We start from the raw sequence: 15,387 nt of genomic DNA, 5'->3' as shown, positions 1-15,387 counted from the left end.
TGCACGCCCTGCCCGGGCCTGGGTGACCGGCCATCGGGTTACGGCGGGGAGCGCAGCGGCACCGTTCGAAGCTCATGAAGAAGCAGGATTCGCGCCAGGAACAGCCTGAAGGCTACCGCCTCTCTGGTTCGCGAAGCGCTTTCCGGGGTGAGCGAAACGATGCCGAGACAGATTAGGCCTTTACCACTCAGTTATTCAACATTTTCAAAGAAAATCCGTATCACTTAAAAAGCACCAAATGGCGTCATAAAAAACCTATAAATAAAAAATAAATCCAATAAAAACAATTACTTAAACATAAAACACCATTTGCAAATCGTATTTATTAAAAACGAATACAAAAATACCGACACCCTAAATAACGTTAAAACCCTATTTAAGGTATCTAATCCGCGCTGTTTCCTGAGAAAACCCGCTCAAGCGGCAAAGGCCGCCTTAGCCTAGATTCAGGCCCCTCGCCGTGAGCACCTGGGGCAACCCTCAAGGTGAGTCCTGGCAACCCTGGTCAAAAGCCACGGCACACAGAATCAAGACACCTACCGCTCGGAAGGCACTTAATAGCTTCCATCAGGAACAGCGTTGGGTGCTGGTTCTGCAGTTGGGTTCCCCTTCACTTTTTAGGCTGCGCCATGATCAATATCGAAACGCCTACCTACTATTCAGCCACCAAGAAATACAACCTGAGCTTTCCCACCCTTGAACAGGATGTGGAAGCCGATGTGGTCGTGATTGGTGGCGGCTTCTCCGGTATCAACACCGCGCTGGAATTGGCTGAAAAAGGCATCACCAATATCGTGGTGCTGGAAGCGCGTTACCTGGGGTTCGGCGGCACGGGGCGCAACGGCGGCCAGATCATGGCAGGCATCGGCCACGACCTGGAGAAGGTCAAGAAGCATGTGGGCGAGCAAGGGCTGCGGGAGATCTTTGAGATCAGCGAGTTGGGGGCCGGGATCATCAAGGACCGCATCGCCAAGTACTCGATCGACGCAGACTTCTGCAACGGCTACGGCTACATGGGCTTCAACGCCCGCCAGGAAAAGACCCTGCGTGCCTGGGAAAAGGACTTCAAGTCGATCAACACCAAGGACGAAATCCGCTTTATGGCGGGCTCCGAGGTCAAGCAGATCATTGGTTCCGACGCCTACAGCAGCGCGCTGTTGCACATGGGCGGCGGCCACGTGCACTCCCTGAACCTGCTGCTGGGTGAAGCCAAGGCGCTGAGCGAGCACGGGGTGCGCATCTACGAACACAGCCCGGCCCTGGAAGTCAGCTATGGCGAGCGCATCACCGTGCGTACCGGCCGCGGCTCGGTGAAGGCGTCCAAGCTGCTGTGGGCCTGCGACAGTTTCCTCAACAAACTGGAGCCCGAGCTGCACAAGACCACCCTGAACACCTACGCCTTCCAACTGATGACCGAGCCGCTGTCGGACGAGCTGATCAACCGTATCAGCCCGATTCGCGGGGCCTACAGCGATATCCGTCCGGTGATCGACTACTACCGGGTGACCAACGAAAACCGCCTGCTGTTCGGCGCTGCCACGCCTTTTGTCGAGCACATCCCGCTGGACCTGAAGGCCTGGAACCGCAACCTGATGCTGAAGATTTTCCCCTACCTGAAGGACGTGCGCATCGACCTGGCCTGGGGCGGCCCGATGGCCACCGGCGCCAACCTGTTCCCGCAGATCGGCACCCTCAGCGGTCGGCCCAACGCCTTTTACGTACAGGGCTACGCCGGTTTTGGCGTCACCCCGAGCCACATCATCTGCAAGGTCCTGGCAGAAGGCATGAGCGAAGGCTCTTCGCGCTATGACCTGATCAGCTCGGTCAAGCACGCACAGATCCTGGGCAAGGACCACATCCGGCCGCTGCTGCTGACCGCTGGCAAAAGCCTTCACCAACTTTCGGGCTACTTCAACGGTCGCCGTTGATGCCCCCCCTTTCATACACAGGAGAACTGCCATGCCCGTTACCCCCCTCAAGCAAGACATCCAACTGTCCGAACTGGATGCCTGGGGCACTGTTGCCGACCTGGGTTCCGAGATCCTCGAAGGTGAAGTCAAAGCCTTTGGCAAAATGACCTTCGGCGCCCCCACCGACCCCGTCAGCAGCGCCTATTTCGGCACCACCCAAGGCAAGTTCCGCATGGTTTACCCCTTCGCCGAACAGGCCACCGTGGTCACCGGTGAAGTGCTGCTGACCGATGAATCCACTGGCCAGAGCACCCGCTACAAAGCGGGTGACAGCTGGTTCGTGACCAAGGGCACGCCCGTGCTCTGGGAAGTGGTCAGCGAAAGCTTTGTGAAGCATTATTTCGCCGTTGCCTGATTGATCCCGGCTGCCGGCACCCACCGGCAGCCTTTTTTGGCGAGGGTGACCCACCATGCACGCCATCCCGATCCAGGAAGTCGCCGGCCATTGCCTGCAGGCTTTCACCCAACTCGTGCCGGCCAGCCAGGCCGCGTTCTATTGTGTCGACCGCCAACTGCAAGCCCGGGACTTCAGCCTGCACCGCATGAGCGGTGACATGCACCGCGATTACCTGGACAACTACCGCCAGTTCGACCCGCTGCAACCGCGCAATTGCCTGTCCAGTGGCCTGGCGGTGGTGCCGTTGGGCCTGGCCATGGCCCGACAGCCCAGCCGTGACAGTCGTCGTTACCAAGACTTCCTGCAGCGCTACGGGGTGGTGGACGTGGTGGAGATCCTCGCGCACCGCGCCGGCCAGCCCCAGGCCGCCATCTCCCTGCTGCGCACCGCCGACCAGGGCGCCTTCACCGCCGCTCAACTGACCCAACTCACGGCCCTGCAAGCCTTGCTGCAAATGGCCGTTGCCAACATGCAGCCCTATGAGGATGCGCTGGCCGGGCTGACGCCCAAAGAACGCCAGATCGCCCTGTTGCTGCGCCAGGGAGCGAGCAACAAGCAACTGGCCCTGGAGTTGGGCGTCGGCCTGCCCACCATCAAGACCCACCTGATCAACCTGTTCCGCAAGACCGGCGTGGCCAGCCGCACCGAGTTGCTGAGCACGCTGTTTTTATAGCCCGCCTCAACCCTTTGGTTGATAGGCGGGCCCAGGTGCGGGCGGCATGATCCGGGGTGTTCACCCACTCAACCGGAGCCTTGCCATGACCACACCTTCCGACTGGATCACCGTTGGCGCCCTTGCCGACGGTTTCGCCCCTGAAGCCTTTATCCTGCCCAACCTGGCAGACCTCAGCGGCAAGACCTTCACCCTGTACTTCGCCAACGGCTGGCAGATTGAACATCGCTTTGAGGGCCAGACACTGAACTGGCACGCGGCCGACGGGCACTCCAGCGGCTCGGCCCCGTACCGCGCCACCTCGGTGCGCCCGGGCCTGTACCTGGTGGACTTCATCAAGCACGAAGCCGGCCAGGCCTGGTCGGTGAGCCTGGTGCTGGACACCCACAGCGCGTCCTTTACCGCGGTGATCGGCCGCATGCCGCCCCAGGAACAGACCCAGGAAGGGCTGTACAGCCGCGCCCTGGCCGGCAAGCCCCTGACCTCGGTCAGCGTGGATTTCTTCCACGGCAGCCTGGATCGCCCCTGGCAGGAGGGCCTGTGCCCCCACGCGCCAACCACTGAACTGAACGGGCTGCGCAACCTTTACCGCTACAGCCCGAGCGAGGTCTACGAGCACATCTACCTCAACGATCAGTTCTACTCCTGGCAGTGCCTGAAGGGCGTCGAGCAGGGCCTGTGCGACACCGACCGTTGCCACTACTACAAGATTGCCGAGCAGCTGTACCTGTTCGTCTGGCGCGAAAAAATCATCCCCACCCTCGGCCTGGTGTTGATCGACCTGCAACAGCACCGCAGCGACGGCAAGATCTTCGGTTACGCCGGCCCGTCCTTCGACGAACTCTCGAACTTCCCGGTCAGTTCGTACTGCCAGGTCCTCAACCGCACGGAGTACCCCGATGCCTGATTCACGCACCGTCGTCATCACTGGCGCCGGCACCGGCATCGGCGCCGCCTGCGCCCGGCTGTACGCCGCCGAAGGGGCCAACCTGGTGCTGATCGGCCGCCGCCGCGAGCCGCTGGAGCAGGTGGCCGCCGACACCGGCGGCCTGATCCTGGTGGGCGATGCCGCCTGCCCGGACGCCTGGGCCGGGTTCATCGCACAGATCAGCGAGCGTTACGGTCGGCTGGATGTGTTGCTGGCCTGCGCCGGCGGCCACGGCATGGGCAGCGCCACCCAGACCAGCCCGGCCACCTGGGAAACCTCGCTGCGCAGCAACCTGCACAGCGCGTTCTACAGTGCCAGGGCCTGTTTGCCGTTGCTGATCGAAGGGGCCGGCAACATTGTGCTGATCGGCTCCATCGCCTCGCTGGCCGCCGGCCCCGAAGTCTGCGGCTACACCACCGCCAAGCACGCGCTGCTGGGGCTCAACCGCTCGTTGGCCAGGGATTACGGCCCACGCGGCGTGCGGGTCAACACGGTGTGCCCGGGCTGGGTCACCACGCCCATGGCCGATGAGGAAATGCAGCCGCTGATGAGTGCCTATGGCGACACCCTGGAGCAAGCCTATGAGCGGGTCTGCGCCGATGTGCCGTTGCGCCGCCCCGCCAACGCCGAAGAAATCGCCAAGGTCTGCCGCTTCCTGGCCAGCGCCGACGCCTCGATCATCACCGGCGCAACGCTGGTCGCCGATGGCGGCTCAAGCATCGTCGATGTGCCGACCCTGGCTTACGCGCATCTGGAGACCGCCCATGGCTGAAGACTTCGATTTCAGCGGCAAAACAGCCCTGGTCACCGGCGGTGCCCAAGGCATTGGCCGGGCCATCGTCGAAGCCTTTGCCCGGCGCGGGGCACGGGTGATGATCGCCGACTTGCGCCTGGCACAGGCCCAGGCGCTGGCCGCCGAACTGACGGCCCAGGGCTGCCAGGTGGAGGCCACCGACCTTGACCTGGCGCAGGCCTGCGCTGTGTTTGCCTGTGTGCAGGGGCTGGAACGCGACTGGGGACGGCTGGACATTCTGATTCACAACGCCGGTTACTTCCCATTGACCCCATTCGCCGAAATCACCCCCGCCATCCTCGAACGCACCCTGGCAGTGAACCTCTCGGCACTGTTCTGGCTGACCCAGGCGGCCTTACCGATGTTCCAGCGCCAGGGCGCCGGCTGTGTGCTGGTCACCTCCTCGGTGACCGGCCCACGGGTGGCGTACCCGGGGCTTAGCCATTACGCGGCGTCTAAGGCTGGGGTCAACGGCTTTATTCGCAACGCCGCCTTGGAACTGGCGAGCCTGCAGGTGCGGGTCAACGGGGTCGAGCCCGGGATGATTGCCACCCCGGCCATGGGCAACCTTGGCGACGACCAGCTCAATCAGGACATTGCCAGCCGAGTGCCCCTGGGACGGCTCGGCCGCCCCGAAGACATTGCCGGGGCCATGCTCTTCCTCGCTTCGGACCTGGCGGCCTACATCACCGGCCAGACCCTCGTGGTCGACGGGGGTTCGACCTTGCCTGAGGTCTGAACCACCCAGAGCGTTCGCCCTCAACCACGGCTTGCACCTTCGAGCATCGACAGTGAATCACTGAAGACCCGCGACAAGGCCGCAAGCCGTTTGGCATAGCCCTCGGACGTGGCGTAAATCAACTCCACGTGCAGGCTGTCGACGATGCCGAGGTAGGCGTCGCAGAACACCTCCAGTTGGTCAGGCTGGGCCCGCGCCCAGGCATATTGCTCCTGGGCGGCGTGCTGGAAGTACTGGCGGATCTTGGCCAGGTAGGCCTCGAACCCCACGGTGATGACAGGGCGGATAGACGCCGGTGGAAAGTAGGCCGTGCGCAATAAAAAGCGCAGGTGCGCCGACCCTTCATAACGCCCGATCAGCCGCTCAAGGTGCAGGTACCCGGGCACGCTGCTGCGCTCGCCCTCCTCCTCAAAACAACCGGCGATGTACTGGCGCTCATGGTCCAGGGCAATCTCGAACACCGTCTGGTACAGCGCATCCTTGCTGACAAAGTGAGCGTAGAGCGAGGCCTTGCGCATGCCCGCGCGGACCGCGATTTCATTAAGGGACGAGGCGTCATAACCCAGGTCGGCAAAATGTTCGACCGCCATCGCGCAAATATTGACGGCTGAAGGGGTGAGTGGTTTTTTCACAGAGGATTCCCTGACTCATTGAAATAAGGCTCAGTGCCCGGCCATCGATTTGGAGGCGAGCGCAGCGTTGCGCGTCGCCCACCCGGTCAGCCCCCAGACCACCAGGGCCGACAGCAGCAAGAGTACCGCCCAATCGAGCAAACCGCTTTCCACCGCCGCACCGGCCAAGGGCGTGGCCGACGAAGAAATCATCAACTGCAAGGCCCCGAGCAATGCTGCGGTGGACCCCAGTGCCCGCTCCTGGGACGCCATGGCCAGCGCCATCAGTGTCGATTCACACAGGCCGAGCCCGAACAGGCTGAGGACCACGCCAGCCACCACGGCGCCCAGGGGCGCGGCCATCATGGCAGAAACCAGGGTCAATGCCGCGCCCAACAGCATGCACGCGGCGCCGAGCTGGGACAGCGTGCCGAGGCCAAAACGGCTGACCAGCCGCCCCGCGCTGATGGCGCCGAGCAGGATCGCCACCCCAGAGCCGCCGAACACGTAGCCGAAGCTGGACGCCGACAAACCGAAATGGGCCTGATAAACCAATGCCGCACCGCCGATGTAAGCGAAAAGGAAGAAGAACACCGCCGCCACCGCCAGGGCTGGGCGCAGAAAGCCGGGATCGGCCGCGATGTGTTTGTAGGTGCGGGCGATGGCCCGTGGCTGGAACGACAGACGCTTCTCCGGGGCCAGGGTTTCCTTCAGCACCAGGAAGGAATTGAGCCATACCGCCGCGCCCAGGGCCGCCAGCACCAGCATGATTGCGCGCCAGCCGAAGTGCACACTCAAAAAGCCGCCCAGGGCGGGGGCGATCACCGGCGCCAGGCCTTCAATAGTCATCAGCAAGGCGAAGATCTGCGCCGCCCGTGCGCCTTCGGCGACATCCCGCACCATGCTCATGATCACCACCAGCGTCAGGGCGCTGCCCAGGCCCTGGACAAAACGCGCCAGCAACAGCCACTCCAGGCTCGGCGCGACTGCCGCCAGCAAGGAGCTGAGGATGAACACCAGCAGGCCCACCAGCAATGGCCGACGCCGGCCCAGGGTATCGACCACCGGCCCGAACAGCAGTTGCCCCGCGCCCATGGCCAGCAGGAACACGGTCAGGGTCAGTTGCACCTGGGTATAGGAGCGGGCGTACTCCTGGGCGATGTCCGGAAGGCTCGCCAAATACATATCGACGGCTGAAGGGCCCAGGGCGCCGATCACGGCGAGTGAGGCGGCAAAGCGCAGGTGGGATTGAGTGCTGCGGGTTGAAGAAGTCATTGCTGATCCTGAGGCATGAAAAACAACCTACCGACAGGTAGGAAGCCGGCTAAGCTTATCCATCGGCCCCCCTCAGGTCAATTCATTAACGAGTTAATCAACTGCACCACGCCCTGGCACGGCAGCCTCAAAGCACACCCCAGGGCCTCAAAGCTGGCTCAACAGACGCGGCAGGCCTGCCAGCACCGTCAACAGGTGATCACGCTGTTCGCCGCTCAAGGCGATGTAGCGCCGAAACGCCGGCATGCGGTTGACCACCTCGCTACCGCCCATGTGCTCCAGGCGCACCTGCCACTCGCGTTCGCTCAACTCGATGCTCAGGCGCTTGAAGTCGAGCAGCATCAGCGCTTGATGCAGCGTGCTGTCGTGCTCCAGCCCCGCCTGGAGCCGGGTCAGCAGCGCAGGCTCCCCGGTGCGTTGCCGGTAACCCAGCCCGGTGCGGCGAAGGGCCCCGCGGTGATGCAGTTCAACGCGCGCGTTGCCTTCCTCCGAGGTGCTGGCCGTGACCCTGAACTCGGTCATCACCAGGTGCATCAGCAACTGGGATTCGGTGCGTTCGACCAGTTCCACCCGCACGCCAGGCGCTGGCAGAACCAGCTCGGCCCGGACCGGGCCTGTGGTGGTAAAACTTGCCAGGCCCAGGTTGCGCCGAAGGTACTCAAGCGTGACCCCGGGCCGGTAGCCGGACGGGGCCCGCTGCGCGCTGAATGCTTCAGACAGTTTTTGCCGCAGCATTGAGATAACCGTGCTCAGGGTTGCCAGGCTCATGGGAAAACTCCTTGGCCAGGACTTCTTCTACCGAAGCCGGCTTGAATGGATTGACCTTCTGCACCACCAACGTCCAGAACAGCGCGTAGGTGGCGGTTATTCCGAGCATCACCCCGAACGGCACGTAGATATCGGCAGGGTTCATGCCCGGTGGGGTGATGAACCACATACCCAGCAAGATGCCGACGCTGGACAGAATCTGCGGCAACGGGAAGAACGGTGAGCGGTAGGCCCGTGGCAGATCGGGGCGACGAATGCGCAGGATCACCACCGACAGCGTGACCAGCAGGTAGGAGAAACTCCAGGCACACACGGCGGCCAGCACCAGGTGCATGATGTTGTCGGTGTTGCCCCCCAGCCACAGCGCGTAAAGGCACGGAATCAGCATCGCCACCAGGATGCACAGCAGCGGCGTCTTGAAGCGCGGGTGCAGGTAGGTGAAGACCTTGGGCAGCGCGCCGTCCACGGCCATGCCGTAGAGAATCCGCGGCACACCGGCCATCAGCGTGTTGATGGTCGCCGCCCCGGCAAACAGAAAGCCCAGGCCCAGCCACATCGGGCCGATGTCGCCCATGACCTGCTCGGCAAACCTGGGAATGGCCATCGGGGTGTCCAGTAAATGCACGCCGCTGGCGGCGTCCAGCAGCACATTCTCGACCTGGCGCTTCATGGCGGCGCCGTAGATAAACATGCAGGTGGCGACACTCAGCAATCCGAGGATCATGGCCTTGGGCATGACCTTGGCTGAGTTGCGCAGGTCCGGCGCCAGCGGGGTGACGAACTCGCAGCCGACGAACATGAACATGGCCATGCCTACCAGCGACAGAATGGTGATCAGATCGGTGCCCACCAGCGACACGCCGAACCAGCCTTCAAGCTCCACCGCCGGTGCCGCGATCAGCCCCAGCACGCCAAACACCATCAGGGTGGTCCACATGCCGAAGGTCAGGATGATTTCCGCCTTGCCAAAGGCGCTGACGCCAAAGGCATTGAGCACGCCGAACACCACGACAAACCCCACCCCCAGCAACCAGGAACCGCCGGCCGATTCCGCCAGGGTGTTCAGGTGTTCAAAGTTCACCAGCGCCATGACCCCGGAGAGGATGGTTTCTGCGGTGCCGGCAAACACGTGCACGATCAGGTACGCCGACAGGGTGCCGGTGATCGCGAAGAAACGCCCCATGCCGCAGTTGATGTAGTCGTAGACCGAACCGGTGGTCGGCAGGATCGATGCGGCTTCAGCGAAGGTGCTGGCCTGGGCCAGCATCATGACCACCGCAATCAACATGGCCACCGCGAAGGCACTGCCGCCGATGCCGAAGCCCATGGTCGCGGTCAGAATCACCGGGCTGGCCATGATCAGGCCGATGGTGCTGGCTAACGCGGTGGGAAAACCAACTGACCCCCTTTTCAAATGCTCGGTGAGACGGTCATTGATCGACATGGTGCGGATCCTCGAAAGCGGATTTCTCAGTGGATGTATCGAGCCGTTCAATGAGCCGGCAATGGCGCCGGGCCCAAGCGCTTCCTGATCGGAACGACATCGTGTTCAGGGTCACTGTGCGCCCCTGCCACCCTGAGCGTCTTGCCCATGGCTGCCGCCGGTTTTGTTACTGCCTGCCAAGTCTGCGCGTAGCGCCGGCAGGAGCAATCACTCGGCGCCCCGCAGCGGCAAGCCTAGAGCCGGTCCGGCCCGTGCTGATGCAGCATCGTCTGAATCTGCTGGGTGGCGTGGCGCGTGCTTTCCGCCAGCTTGCGCACCTCATCGGCCACCACAGAAAAGCCGCGCCCGACCTCCCCGGCCCTGGCCGCTTCGATGGCAGCGTTCAAGGCCAGCAGGTTGGTCTGGTCGGCAATGCCCTTGATCACACTGACCACGGTGGCGATCTGGCCGTAGGTCGCCTGATTCTGCTCCAGCAGTTGTTGGTGGGTGATCTTCGCGGAGTGTTCATCGCTGATGTCGCGGACCGCGCCGATCACCCGGGTCAGGCGCCCCTGCGGATCACGCACTGCCCGCCCCCGCTCCCGGCACCAGATATAGCCCCGGGTCTTGTGGCGCATCCGGTACTCGAACACGTACTCGCCGCTGCCATGGCTGGCAAGAATCTCCCGATCAAAAATTGCCATGATCTTCGGTAAATCGTCCGGGTGGGTGATGCTGACTTGCGCGTCCCAGCCATCGGGCAGCTCATGGGCGGCATAGCCCATCAGTTGGCGGAACTGATTGAAGATGCGCATTTGGCTGGCCGGGTCTTGCAGGTCGCCGTTGACCACGGTGATGTCCCAGCAGCCTTCGGTCAGGGTCGATTGCAGCAGCGCCCAGATCTGCGCCTCCTGCTGATGCTGGTGGGACAGCGCCCGCTGCTGGCTCAACTCGACGTCCAGGGCCTGCTCACTGAGCCGACGCTGCGCCAGTTCCAGTTGCAGCGCTTGTATTGCCTGCTCGCTGCGCTGCAACTGTACGGTTTGCTCGCGGACGGCGGCCTGAGCCTCCAGGCGTTGCCGGGCGTCTTGCGCCTGCTGCTGCGCCCACTGCCGCAGGCAACCCTGCAAGGGCGGAAAAGCCTCCAGCGCTGGCGCATCCAAGGCCCCACCGGCCAGCCAGGGCTCGAGGATGGCGGCGAGTTCGTGCAGCTGTTTATTTTTCCGGAAGAACATCAGCCAGCCCTTTGTTCAGCGAGTCGAGGCCCTCGATCTGATCGCAAATCGCCAGCGAATACTTGTTCCAGGCTGCTGGGCGGCTTGCTCCTGCCTGCCAAGCTGCACCGCAAGCGGCTGTACCAGCGCGCACTGGCAGCCACAGACATGCGCCCCGGCAGCCACAGTCAAGCCGCAGCGGAGCGTGCGGCTTAACCTCGGGCTTTTCTTTGTTCGCTAACTGGAAAAGCCCATGAGCGATATTTCGTTACTGCCCAGCGTTGAAGCCTTCCTCAGCCGCCGCCACGCCTTGTTCATCGACGGCGCCTACGTCCAGAGCCATTCCAACGAAACCCTGGAGGTCATCAACCCGGCCACCGGCAAGGTCATTGCCCAGGTCGCCGACGCCGACCCGGCCGACATCGATGCGGCGGTGGAATCGGCCGGCCGGGGCTTCAAACACTGGTCCCAGGTCGCCCCCGCCGTGCGGGGCAATGTGCTGCTGAAACTGGCTGACCTGCTGGAGCAGCACCGCGAGGAACTGGCCCAGATCGAAACGTGCCAGTCAGGCAAGATCATCCAGATTTCCCGCGCCTTCGAAGTGGACCAGGCCGCCCACTTCCTGCGTTATTACGCGGGTTGGGCCACCAAGATCAGCGGCCAGACTATTACCCCATCGCTGCCGTCTTTCGCCGGCGAGCGCTACACCGCCTTCACCTTGCGCGAACCGGTCGGGGTGGTGGTGGGCATCGTGCCGTGGAATTTCTCGACCATGATCGCCATCTGGAAACTCGCCTCGGCGCTGGTGACCGGCTGCAGCATCATCATCAAGCCCAGTGAGTTCACCCCGCTGACCATCCTGCGCATCGCCGAACTGGCCATCGAAGCCGGTCTGCCGGCCGGCGCCTTGAACGTCTTGACCGGTGGCGGCGCGGTGGGCAAAGCCTTGATCGAGCACCCGGGCACCGACAAGGTCTCGTTCACCGGCTCGGTGCCCACCGGGATTGCGGTCGGCCGCAGTGCCATGGGCGCCGGCCTGACCCGCGCGACCCTGGAACTGGGCGGCAAAAACTCCGCCGGCTTCCTGCGCGATGTCGACTTGGACAAAGCGGTCAACGGCATCATCGAAGCCGGCTTCCTGCACTCCGGGCAAATCTGCGCTGCCGCCGAACGCTTCTTCGTCCACCGCTCGCAGATCGACCCGGTGATGGACACGCTCAGCCAGCGCCTGAGCACACTGAACATCGGCTCGCCACTGGATGAGCGCACCGAGTTCGGCCCGGTGACCAACCGCCAGCACCAGTTGAAGCTGGAAGGGTTCTTCGCCAAGGCCCGTGCCGAAAACAACCGCATCATCCACGGCGGCCACCTGATCGACCGCCCGGGCTGCTACGTCGAACCCACGGTGATTCTCGCCAACAGCGTCAACGACACCCTGCTCAACGAAGAAACCTTTGGACCGATCGCCACCTTCTTCCCCTACGACAGCGAAGACGAGTTGCTGGAACTGATGAACAACACGCCCTATGGCTTGAGCGCCAGCCTCTGGACCAACGACCTGAGCAAGGCGCTGCGCATGGTGCCGGCCATCAACGCGGGCACCGTGTGGGTGAACATGCACACGATGCTGGACCCGGCCGTGCCCTTCGGCGGCAATAAATCCTCGGGGGTCGGCCGCGAGTTCGGCAGTGCTTTTATCGATGACTACACCGAACTGAAGTCGGTGATGATTCGCTACTGATCGCGGTGGAGTAAGGGGGGATGGGAAACGATTGTCCCCCCTGTTACTGGACGGCGCGGTGCAGAGCATGCGAACGCTGTATGACGTTTTGTCCGGCCATCTGTGTCTAACACTGTTTTTTTCAGCGCCCTACTATCGGCTGCGTCATCCCGTTGCAGGCCTCGGAAAGGGCAAAAACCGTTGTGCATTGATGTACCGGGGCTGGCCATTCGTTATCTGTCGCTTGAGGAGTTAGACGATGCCCGAGTTATCCACCCTGCTTGCCTACGGCCTGATCTCCCTCGGCATGGTGCTGACGCCCGGCCCGAACATGATCTATCTGATCTCGCGGTCGATCTGCCAGGGGCCCATGGCCGGGCTGATTTCCCTGGGCGGCGTGGCCTTGGGTTTTCTCATCTACATGCTGTGCGCCGCCTTGGGCATTACCGCCCTGCTCCTGGCGGTGCCCTATGCCTATGACGCCCTGCGCCTGGGCGGCGCGCTCTATCTGCTGTATCTGGCCTGGCAGGCCGTCAAGCCCGGTGCCCGTTCGGCGTTCCAGGTACGCGACTTGCCCCAGGACAGCCCGCGCAAGCTGTTCATGATGGGGTTGGTCACCAACCTGCTGAACCCCAAGGTCGCCGTTATGTACCTGTCGCTGCTGCCCCAGTTCATCACCCCCACCGGCCATGGCTCGGTGTTGGCGCAATCCCTGGTGCTGGGCTTCACCCAGATCACGATCAGCGTCAGCGTCAACGCGCTGATTGCGCTCATGGCGGGCTCCATCGCCGCCTTCCTCGCCAGCCGCCCCCTGTGGCAGAGCGTGCAACGCTGGCTGATGGCTACGGTCCTCGCCGGCTTGGCGGTGCGCATGGCGTTCGAAGGGCGGCGTTGAGGTGAGCCTGGGCGCTCAGCGTTGGCTTACCAGTCCTGGCGGGTCGGCGAAATAATCAGGTCGTTGACAGTGACGTTGGCCGGCTGGTTCAAGGCATAGACCACGGCTTGCCCAATGTCCTCGGGGGCGATGGCGATCTTGTTCAACTCCTGGGCGGCCTGGCGCCCTGCCGGGTCGCTGACCTTGTCTGCCCAGCCGGTGTTGATCACGCCCGGGCTGATGGTGTTGACGCGAATGCCGTGCTGCACGCCCAGTTCCTTGCGCATCGACTCCGTCATGGCCTGAACGAAGAACTTGGTGGCGCTGTAGACGCCAGCACACGGCCCTACCTGGTGACCGGCCACGGAATCCATGTTCAGAATCTGCCCCGCCTGTTGCTTCAGCATCAACGGCAGCACCGCCGCGATGCCGTTCAGGTAGCCCTTGATGTTGACGTTGATCATCTTTTCCCAGTCATCGACCGCCAGGTCTGCCCAGCTGGAAAACAGCATCAGGCCGGCGTTGTTGATCAGGATGTCAACCGAGCCAAAGGCGTCTTGAGCGAACTGCGCCAGGGCCCGCATATCCTCCAGGTCGGTGACATCACTGACCCGGCCCAGCGCTTCGCCGCCATTGGCGTTCAACTCGCTGACGATGGCGTCCAGGCCTTCCTGGTCCAAGGCGGCTGCAACGATGCGAACGCCTTTCGCCGACAGTGCCCGTGCCGATGCAGCACCCAGGCCGGACGATGCGCCGGTGATGATGGCGGTCTTGTTTTGCAGGTAGTTCATTGAGGTTTCTCTCGACAGTGACTGCCCGCTCTTGTCGGGCAGTGATGGGTGATCGCGGATGATCAGGGAGGCTCAGTAATGGCCGACAGGCCAGTCGGTATAGCCCTTGGCACCGCCGCCGTAATACGACTCGCGCGGAGCAATGGTCAGTTCTGCACCCCGCCGCAGGCGCTCCACCAGGTCGGGGTTAGAGATGAACAGACGACCGAAGGCAACGGCGTCGATCTTGCCCTGCGCACGCCGCTCGATGGCCATTTCCAGGTCGTAGTTGTTGTTGCCGATGAAGGGGCCGGTGAACTGCGCGCTGAGGGCGTCCATGTCCACACCGGCGGGGACCTCGCGGGAGGTGGCGGTCGCGCCTTCGACAAAGTGCAGGTAGGCCAGACCGAAGGCGTTCAACTGCTGGATGAGGTAGCCATGCAGGGCCATGACATTGCTGTCTGGCGGCGTGTTGCCAGCGTCCGGAGTGACCGGCGACAAGCGGATGCCGACGCGTTCAGGGCTCCAGATCTGGACGATCGCTTCGGTCACTTCCAGGGTGAGCCGCGCGCGATTCTCGATCGAACCGCCGTAGTGGTCGGTACGCTGGTTGGTGGAATCGCGCAGGAATTGGTCCAGCAGGTAGCTGTTGGCCGAGTGCACCTCCACACCATCAAAACCCGCACGTTTGGCATTCTCGGCAGCACGCTTGTACTGCTCGATGATCCCCGGGATCTCATCGGTCTCAAGTGCTCGCGGCATCGACACAGGCACAAACCCCTTGGGGGTGTAGGTCTCGCCCTCGGCCTGGATCGCCGACGGCGCGACCGGTGCGGCGCCGTTGGGCTGTAACTCGACGCTGGAGAAGCGCCCCACGTGCCACAACTGGCTGACGATCTTGCCGCCGGCGGCGTGCACAGCGTCGGTCACTGTCTTCCAACCGGCCACTTGCTCATCGCTCCAGATACCCGGAGTCGCGGCATAACCCCGCCCTTGTGGCGAGATGTTGGTGGCCTCGGCAACGATCAGCCCAGCGCTGGCCCGTTGGGCGTAGTACTCAGCGTGCAGTTCATTGGGAATGCCATCCTCGGCGTAACGGCTGCGGGTGACAGGCGCCATCACGATGCGGTTGGCAAGCTCCATGGCCCCCAGGGCGATAGGGGTAAACAAATCGGTGCGTTTACTGTTATCAGTCATGCTGAATCTCAATTAAATAGACCAGTCGTCTAGTG

General features: G+C 62.9%; 14 protein-coding genes and 2 pseudogenes. 8 read left to right on the top strand and 8 right to left on the bottom strand.

The features are described 5' to 3' along the window. Positions 1-629: 629 nt before the first annotated feature. The 6 genes from M1B35_RS15175 (at position 630) to M1B35_RS15150 (ending at position 5,500) form a co-directional block, all read left to right on the top strand. Positions 630-1,928, top strand: coding sequence for an NAD(P)/FAD-dependent oxidoreductase (locus M1B35_RS15175; RefSeq protein WP_268262385.1), 1,299 nt, complete (start codon positions 630-632; stop codon positions 1,926-1,928). 31 nt (positions 1,929-1,959) lie between these two features. Then, a complete protein-coding gene (locus M1B35_RS15170) occupies positions 1,960-2,325 on the top strand; it encodes a cupin domain-containing protein (protein ID WP_123334038.1) in 366 nt (121 codons plus the stop codon). A gap of 55 nt (positions 2,326-2,380) precedes the next feature. Next, positions 2,381-3,040, top strand: coding sequence for a helix-turn-helix transcriptional regulator (locus tag M1B35_RS15165; protein WP_268262384.1), 660 nt, complete (start codon positions 2,381-2,383; stop codon positions 3,038-3,040). Between the two features lie 85 nt (positions 3,041-3,125). Continuing rightward, positions 3,126-3,947 carry a molybdenum cofactor biosynthesis F family protein gene (locus tag M1B35_RS15160; protein WP_268262383.1) on the top strand — a complete coding sequence of 274 codons (822 nt, stop codon included), beginning with the start codon at positions 3,126-3,128 and terminating at the stop codon, positions 3,945-3,947. Then, a complete protein-coding gene (locus tag M1B35_RS15155; RefSeq protein WP_268262382.1) occupies positions 3,940-4,740 on the top strand; it encodes an SDR family NAD(P)-dependent oxidoreductase in 801 nt (266 codons plus the stop codon). Before M1B35_RS15160 ends, M1B35_RS15155 begins: the two co-directional genes overlap by 8 nt. After that, positions 4,733-5,500 carry an SDR family oxidoreductase gene (locus tag M1B35_RS15150; protein WP_268262381.1) on the top strand — a complete coding sequence of 256 codons (768 nt, stop codon included), beginning with the start codon at positions 4,733-4,735 and terminating at the stop codon, positions 5,498-5,500. The genes M1B35_RS15155 and M1B35_RS15150 overlap by 8 nt, the downstream gene beginning before the upstream one ends. Positions 5,501-5,520: 20 nt before the next feature. Here the strand turns inward: M1B35_RS15150 and M1B35_RS15145 are convergent, their stop codons facing one another. The 6 genes and pseudogenes from M1B35_RS15145 to M1B35_RS32240 form a co-directional block, all read right to left on the bottom strand. Next, the gene (locus tag M1B35_RS15145; protein ID WP_268262401.1) at positions 5,521-6,090 is read right to left on the bottom strand and encodes a TetR/AcrR family transcriptional regulator; all 570 of its coding nucleotides are present in this window, start codon (positions 6,088-6,090) and stop codon (positions 5,521-5,523) included. Between the two features lie 72 nt (positions 6,091-6,162). Then, the gene (locus M1B35_RS15140; protein ID WP_268262380.1) at positions 6,163-7,386 is read right to left on the bottom strand and encodes a multidrug effflux MFS transporter; all 1,224 of its coding nucleotides are present in this window, start codon (positions 7,384-7,386) and stop codon (positions 6,163-6,165) included. Between the two features lie 147 nt (positions 7,387-7,533). Next, positions 7,534-8,154 (bottom strand): DUF3156 family protein, encoded by a 621-nt coding sequence (locus M1B35_RS15135; protein WP_268262379.1) that lies wholly within the window; start codon positions 8,152-8,154, stop codon positions 7,534-7,536. After that, positions 8,099-9,598, bottom strand: a complete 1,500-nt coding sequence (locus M1B35_RS15130) for an APC family permease (protein ID WP_268262378.1) — start codon at positions 9,596-9,598, stop codon at positions 8,099-8,101. Before M1B35_RS15130 ends, M1B35_RS15135 begins: the two co-directional genes overlap by 56 nt. A gap of 254 nt (positions 9,599-9,852) precedes the next feature. Beyond that, positions 9,853-10,071 (bottom strand): annotated as a pseudogene (locus tag M1B35_RS32245) (methyl-accepting chemotaxis protein); the annotation flags it as partial. 81 nt (positions 10,072-10,152) lie between these two features. After that, positions 10,153-10,362: pseudogene (locus tag M1B35_RS32240) on the bottom strand (PAS domain-containing protein); the annotation flags it as partial. 682 nt (positions 10,363-11,044) lie between these two features. Here M1B35_RS32240 and M1B35_RS15115 point away from each other — a divergent pair. Next, positions 11,045-12,532: an aldehyde dehydrogenase family protein gene (locus tag M1B35_RS15115; protein WP_123334056.1), complete on the top strand. Its 1,488-nt coding sequence runs from the start codon at positions 11,045-11,047 to the stop codon at positions 12,530-12,532. A gap of 238 nt (positions 12,533-12,770) precedes the next feature. After that, positions 12,771-13,406 (top strand): LysE family translocator, encoded by a 636-nt coding sequence (locus M1B35_RS15110; RefSeq protein ID WP_268262377.1) that lies wholly within the window; start codon positions 12,771-12,773, stop codon positions 13,404-13,406. 26 nt (positions 13,407-13,432) lie between these two features. Here M1B35_RS15110 and M1B35_RS15105 read toward each other — a convergent pair whose 3' ends face one another. Beyond that, the gene (locus M1B35_RS15105; protein WP_268262376.1) at positions 13,433-14,176 is read right to left on the bottom strand and encodes an SDR family oxidoreductase; all 744 of its coding nucleotides are present in this window, start codon (positions 14,174-14,176) and stop codon (positions 13,433-13,435) included. Between the two features lie 72 nt (positions 14,177-14,248). Continuing rightward, the gene (locus M1B35_RS15100; RefSeq protein WP_268262375.1) at positions 14,249-15,352 is read right to left on the bottom strand and encodes an alkene reductase; all 1,104 of its coding nucleotides are present in this window, start codon (positions 15,350-15,352) and stop codon (positions 14,249-14,251) included. Positions 15,353-15,387: the final 35 nt, after the last annotated feature.

It is taken from the genome of Pseudomonas morbosilactucae, assembly GCF_023241665.1.
Classification (GTDB): domain Bacteria; phylum Pseudomonadota; class Gammaproteobacteria; order Pseudomonadales; family Pseudomonadaceae; genus Aquipseudomonas; species Aquipseudomonas morbosilactucae.
The sequence above is the reverse complement of the archived record's forward strand: the minus strand, read 5'-3'. Positions and strand labels throughout refer to the sequence as shown.

Bases quoted from the DNA above. Each gene is read 5' to 3' on its own strand.
- M1B35_RS15100 (WP_268262375.1), bottom strand. From the start codon at position 15,352: ATGACTGATAACAGTAAACGCACCGATTTGTTTACCCCTATCGCCCTG.
- M1B35_RS15110 (WP_268262377.1), top strand. From the start codon at position 12,771: ATGCCCGAGTTATCCACCCTGCTTGCCTACGGCCTGATCTCCCTCGGC.
- M1B35_RS15145 (WP_268262401.1), bottom strand. From the start codon at position 6,090: ATGGCGGTCGAACATTTTGCCGACCTGGGTTATGACGCCTCGTCCCTT.
- M1B35_RS15150 (WP_268262381.1), top strand. From the start codon at position 4,733: ATGGCTGAAGACTTCGATTTCAGCGGCAAAACAGCCCTGGTCACCGGC.
- M1B35_RS15115 (WP_123334056.1), top strand. From the start codon at position 11,045: ATGAGCGATATTTCGTTACTGCCCAGCGTTGAAGCCTTCCTCAGCCGC.
- M1B35_RS15175 (WP_268262385.1), top strand. From the start codon at position 630: ATGATCAATATCGAAACGCCTACCTACTATTCAGCCACCAAGAAATAC.
- M1B35_RS15135 (WP_268262379.1), bottom strand. From the start codon at position 8,154: ATGAGCCTGGCAACCCTGAGCACGGTTATCTCAATGCTGCGGCAAAAA.
- M1B35_RS15140 (WP_268262380.1), bottom strand. From the start codon at position 7,386: ATGACTTCTTCAACCCGCAGCACTCAATCCCACCTGCGCTTTGCCGCC.
- M1B35_RS15105 (WP_268262376.1), bottom strand. From the start codon at position 14,176: ATGAACTACCTGCAAAACAAGACCGCCATCATCACCGGCGCATCGTCC.
- M1B35_RS15160 (WP_268262383.1), top strand. From the start codon at position 3,126: ATGACCACACCTTCCGACTGGATCACCGTTGGCGCCCTTGCCGACGGT.
- M1B35_RS15170 (WP_123334038.1), top strand. From the start codon at position 1,960: ATGCCCGTTACCCCCCTCAAGCAAGACATCCAACTGTCCGAACTGGAT.
- M1B35_RS15165 (WP_268262384.1), top strand. From the start codon at position 2,381: ATGCACGCCATCCCGATCCAGGAAGTCGCCGGCCATTGCCTGCAGGCT.
- M1B35_RS15130 (WP_268262378.1), bottom strand. From the start codon at position 9,598: ATGTCGATCAATGACCGTCTCACCGAGCATTTGAAAAGGGGGTCAGTT.
- M1B35_RS15155 (WP_268262382.1), top strand. From the start codon at position 3,940: ATGCCTGATTCACGCACCGTCGTCATCACTGGCGCCGGCACCGGCATC.